At 45.9% G+C, this 4,635-nt stretch carries 4 protein-coding genes and 2 tRNA genes; 4 read left to right on the forward strand and 2 right to left on the reverse strand.

The annotated features are described in order from the left end of the window. The first annotated feature begins 432 nt into the window (after window positions 1-432). The 4 genes from U9P07_03440 to U9P07_03455 all read left to right on the forward strand — a co-directional run bounded on the left by U9P07_03440 (window position 433) and on the right by U9P07_03455 (window position 4,381). Window positions 433-1,836 (forward strand): FAD-binding oxidoreductase, encoded by a 1,404-nt coding sequence (locus U9P07_03440; GenBank protein ID MEA2108456.1) that lies wholly within the window; start codon window positions 433-435, stop codon window positions 1,834-1,836. A gap of 77 nt (window positions 1,837-1,913) precedes the next feature. Further along, a complete protein-coding gene (locus U9P07_03445) occupies window positions 1,914-3,116 on the forward strand; it encodes a (Fe-S)-binding protein (GenBank protein MEA2108457.1) in 1,203 nt (400 codons plus the stop codon). Between the two features lie 9 nt (window positions 3,117-3,125). After that, window positions 3,126-3,884 (forward strand): electron transfer flavoprotein subunit beta/FixA family protein, encoded by a 759-nt coding sequence (locus U9P07_03450; GenBank protein ID MEA2108458.1) that lies wholly within the window; start codon window positions 3,126-3,128, stop codon window positions 3,882-3,884. A 206-nt stretch (window positions 3,885-4,090) separates the two neighbouring features. Further along, complete coding sequence (locus U9P07_03455) at window positions 4,091-4,381, forward strand: hypothetical protein (GenBank protein MEA2108459.1); 291 nt, start codon at window positions 4,091-4,093, stop codon at window positions 4,379-4,381. Between the two features lie 23 nt (window positions 4,382-4,404). Here the strand turns inward: U9P07_03455 and U9P07_03460 are convergent. Both U9P07_03460 and U9P07_03465 read right to left on the reverse strand, forming a co-directional pair. After that, window positions 4,405-4,497 (reverse strand) — tRNA-Ser (locus U9P07_03460). Window positions 4,498-4,519: 22 nt separating this feature from the next. Further along, a tRNA-Ser gene (locus tag U9P07_03465) sits at window positions 4,520-4,605 on the reverse strand. Between the last annotated feature and the right edge of the window lie 30 nt (window positions 4,606-4,635).

Consider the following 4,635-nt stretch of genomic DNA (forward strand, 5'->3'; position numbering starts at 1 on the left):
ATTATAGATCTGGTTTTCAACCTGGAAAAAATCGCCGACATCCGTGAATTGACCACCCTCCTGTAATTATGACCTAAGCTGAGCTATTAGCGGTTAGCCATTAGCAATTAGCTTTTAAAAATCAGGGATTTACGTTGATTAGTAAGTAAGCATTCAACTTTGTTTATAGATTGGCAAATTTTTGTAACTATTTAGTCAATTTGTTTAATTTTCTCGCAAAGCCGCAAAGGCCATGAAGAGTTCAACTTGCCATTTTGTCAGTCGTTCTTCTTTGCGTCTTGAGTGAGCGAAGCGAACGGGCGCGAGACAAAAAAATTACGCTGAATGATTACGTTTCTTTATGATAAACCGCTGCCGCAGGCAGTGTGAAGTGCTAATAGCTAACTGCTAAAAGCTAATCGCTTAATTCAGGTATGAATTGTGGAGCAATAGATGACACCAGAACAGAATCTGATTACCAGTTTAACCGCTATTGTCGGTGAAGATTACCTTTCGACATCTATTTTTGAACGATTAAAGAGTTCTCTTGATATTTTTCCTTATGAAAAAAAGAAAGAAGAACTGCCTCTGGTTGTGGTCCTGCCCGGCAACCGGGAAGAAGTGGCCGGGATCGTCAAGTATGCGAATCAGGAGAAAATTCCGGTATATGTTCGGGGTTCCGGTACTTCATTCACCGGGGCCGCCCGTTACCCGGAGCCGGGAATCGTTATTAATACCAAGCGGCTCAATCATTTCAGTATTAATCGGGATAACAACTACTTTGAATGTGGTCCTGGATGGAGTTGCAATGAAATCAGCAACCTGCTGGCCAAAGAAGGGTATTTTCTGCCCATGGCTCCCGGCAGCAAACTGGTTGCCAGCATGGGTGGCCTGATATCCAATAATACCAGTGCCCACATCATCGATGCCAGTGTCGGCAAGTCGGGAGATTATGTTCTTGGGGTTGATGCTGTTTTGCCCACCGGTGAAATTCTGGAAACCGGGACCACCGGCCTCCGGCGTCCAGCGGGTAATGATTTAACTAAATTTTTTGTCGGCGGTGACGGGCTTTTTGGCGTAATCACTAATATTAGAATGCGCCTGGTTCCTGATTTTTTCCGTGCCAACGGTTTGTTGATCTATCCTGAGCTGAGTTCTATGGCCCGTGGGGTCCAGCGTTTATATTATGACCGTTGTCCGGTTCCTTTGTTTATGGAGTTCATGGATGAAAAAACCGCGGATATTGGTTTTGAACTAAAGCAGTTGGAACATCCCGGTGGTCCGGTAATCCTGTTTGTTGCCATTGGCAATACCCAGGAAGATGCAGATCAGGCTGCCACCCGGATAGTTGCATCGATGGGGAAAGAAAATCCCCTGGTTGCTGAGCGTATAACTGATGCCGAAAAATGGGATATTTTATGGACCACCCGCGAGGTTATTGGTTCGTACCTGATGCAATCCACCGGCAACCAGTGGATTTCGGCTGAAGTGGTCAGCAATCTTAAGGGTCTTGAAGAATGCATGAATGATGTCGTCAATTTCACTGATGGCCTGCCCCTGTTGTCCGGCCTTGATTCGTATCTTTTCGGTCATATCGGTGCCCTGACTATGCATCCCGGGGTTGTCCTTCCCAGGGATTGGGATGATACCCGTAAGATGCAGGCCGTTGATGAAAAATTTGCCCGGGAAGCTGAACTTAATCTTAAATACAAGACCTGCGGCGGTGAATGGGGACAATTTGCCAAACGTACGGCTTTTTTCGAGCAGCGTTATGGTCAGGATGGGCTAAATATAATTCGTAAAATGAAACAGGTTTTTGATCCGAATAATATTCTTAACCGTGGCATCATAAGGTGAAGCGATTAGCTGTTAGCCATTAGGGTTTAGCCACAATTTTAATTTTATCTTTTTGTATTGTAACTATGGAAAATAACATGAATGATGATGCTTTTGCTGATGCGGAAGAACTACTGAAAACTGAGATTATCGATACTGTCCGGCGTTGTCGGAAATGCAACTATTGTTATTCGACCTGCCCACTTTTTGAGTCAACAAGAGGTTTTCAGACTTCAGGGCCATCCGGCATTCTCCAGTCACTTTACTACGGCATTGTCTGGGGAGAACTGGAAGGTCAGGAGAAAGAAGGCCTGCGTGATATCTTGTATAATTGTACCACTTGCAACAGTTGTGTTCTTACCTGCAAGGAGCGGGCTACCGGTTTGCCGATTGTGGAAGTTATTGAAAAAGGCCGCAAATTACTGGTGGAAATGATGAATGGTCCCATGCCCAGTCAGCGGAAACCGATGGAATATATTTATTCCCATGGGAATCCTTATCAGGAAGCCCAGGAAAATCGATTGGCCTGGGGGGCTGACCTGGATTTTAAACGATTGCCAACAGATAAAGCTGAAACCCTCTTTTATGTGGGATGTACAACAAGTTACGAGCCGGAACTGCAGAATGTGGCCCGTTCACTGGTGAAAATTTTTCACCATGCCGGGGTTGATTTCGGCATTCTTGAAGAAGAAAAATGCTGTGCCGACCCGGTTGATAAAATGGGAGATATGTTTCTTTACCAGGAACTGGTGGAAAAAAATGAAGCAGATATTTTGGCCTGTGGATGTTCACAGATGGTAACGGTCTCTCCCCATTGTTTCCATACCTTCACGCAGTCCTATGACCGCCTTACGGCGGGGATGGAAGTGCTTCACTACACTATGTTTCTTGAAAAACTGCTCAATGACGGTCTTTTGCGATTGAAAGCCGGCTCTCCCGGAAGAATTACTTATCATGATCCCTGCTATCTGGGAAAGCACCATGATATTTTGGAAACTCCCCGAAACATTCTGCGTCAGCTGCCTGGGGTGGAACTGGTTGAAATGGAAAAGTATGGCAAGGACAGCTTGTGTTGTGGCGGTGGCGGCGGCCGTATGTTTTACGATGTGGAAGGGAATAACTGGTTGGGTGAAACAAGAATTAAACAGGCTTTGGATGTCAAAGCCGAGATCATCGTTACCGCCTGTCCCTGGTGTCATATGATGTTGGACAATGCGGTCAAAAACTTAAACCTTGATGAAAGGCTGCGGGTTTTTGATCTTGCGGAAATCGTTGCCGGACACTTGGCGGATGCTGATTAAGGAGTAAATATGAATATTATTGTTTGTCTCAAACAAACACCTGATAGCGAAACCAAAATAGCTCTTGATGATAATGGCCGTGTAGATGGCAGTAGTATTAAATATACGCTGAATCCCTATGACGAGCATGCCTTGGAAGAAGCGCTGCAAATTAAGGAAAAACTGGGTGGACGGGTTAGCGTAATCAGTGTTCTGCCGGTTAAACATGACACTACTTTTATCACCCAGGCTTTGGCCATGGGTGCTGATCAGGCAACTGTTATCAGTGATCCGCTGTTGGCAGATGCTGACCAGCTTCTGATTGCCAGGGTCGCAGCCGCTTTGCTGAAACAAATGGATTATGATCTGATTTTATGTGGTAAAGAGGCGATAGATGATGGATTTGCTCAATTTCCAGCTTTCCTGGCGGAGTTTATGGATATACCCCAGGTTAATGTGGTTACCGACCTGGAAATTTCCGGCGATGAGTTGACGGCGATAAGAGAGATTGATGGCGGAACGGAAACCGTCATTACTTCCTTCCCGGCTTTGATTACCGCTCAAAGAGGGCTTAATGAGGTTCGTTATCCGCCTTTAAGCCGCATTATGCGGGCCAAAAGAATAAAAATAAACCAAGTAACCCTGGCTGAGCTGGGATGGTCTGATGATGATATTCAGCCGCTGGTAGAATTAGCCAAAATCGAACTGCCGCCTGTCAGACAGAGTGGAATTCGATTGCAAGGAGATTTAGACGAAATTATCGAACAACTGTTGCAGGCGATTAAATAAGGCTAAAGGCTAAAGGCTAAAGGCTAAAGGCTAAAGGTACTTATTTGTATATGCCTGTAGACAAAATTCAATTCCTAAACATGGCTATACGTTCTTTTCGTGACAGAGGTTTGTCTTTTGGGTAAGGGCAGAATTCCGGAAATGTCCTGGTAATCGATCGTCCTTGGCAGCGCGAACAACGAGATGGGGTAAATAGCCACCAGGCAATGGAAAGCAGCAACATCGGCAGCCCTACCAGGGTGCCAAGAAAAGGAATGAAGAAAAAAAACAAGGTCCAGAAAACCATCATAGCTCCCGGCGATTTGCTTGATTTTTCCGATTTAACCGCTGACCCGCAGTCTGGACACCATCTGTATCCTATTACCATTGCGGTAACCCCATGCTCCTGTTGTACTGATTTTTCAGCTGTCCCGGTCACCAACCATGACTGTTGCCAGGTTTTTGACCTGCCTGAACCAAAACTCGAGGTTCAAGAAAAAAGAAAGGCGACACTTTAATGGTGCCACCTGAGTGTTTGAAATGGCGGAGAGGGAGGGATTCGAACCCTCGGAGCAGATTTCCCCACTCACTCGCTTAGCAGGCGAGCGCCTTCAGCCGACTCGGCCACCTCTCCGGAAAAATAATAAAATGTCAAATGGCGGAGGGAGTAGGATTCGAACCCACGGAGCTTTCGCTCAACGGTTTTCAAGACCGCCGCCTTAAGCCACTCGGCCATCCCTCCGTGAATTGTTTTCTACCTGATGACCTCCAT

This window comes from Pseudomonadota bacterium (genome assembly GCA_034660915.1).
Classification (GTDB): Bacteria; Desulfobacterota; Anaeroferrophillalia; order Anaeroferrophillales; family Anaeroferrophillaceae; genus DQWO01.

Bases quoted from the DNA above. Each gene is read 5' to 3' on its own strand.
- U9P07_03440 (MEA2108456.1), top strand. From the start codon at position 433: ATGACACCAGAACAGAATCTGATTACCAGTTTAACCGCTATTGTCGGT.
- U9P07_03445 (MEA2108457.1), top strand. From the start codon at position 1,914: ATGAATGATGATGCTTTTGCTGATGCGGAAGAACTACTGAAAACTGAG.
- U9P07_03450 (MEA2108458.1), top strand. From the start codon at position 3,126: ATGAATATTATTGTTTGTCTCAAACAAACACCTGATAGCGAAACCAAA.
- U9P07_03455 (MEA2108459.1), top strand. From the start codon at position 4,091: ATGGAAAGCAGCAACATCGGCAGCCCTACCAGGGTGCCAAGAAAAGGA.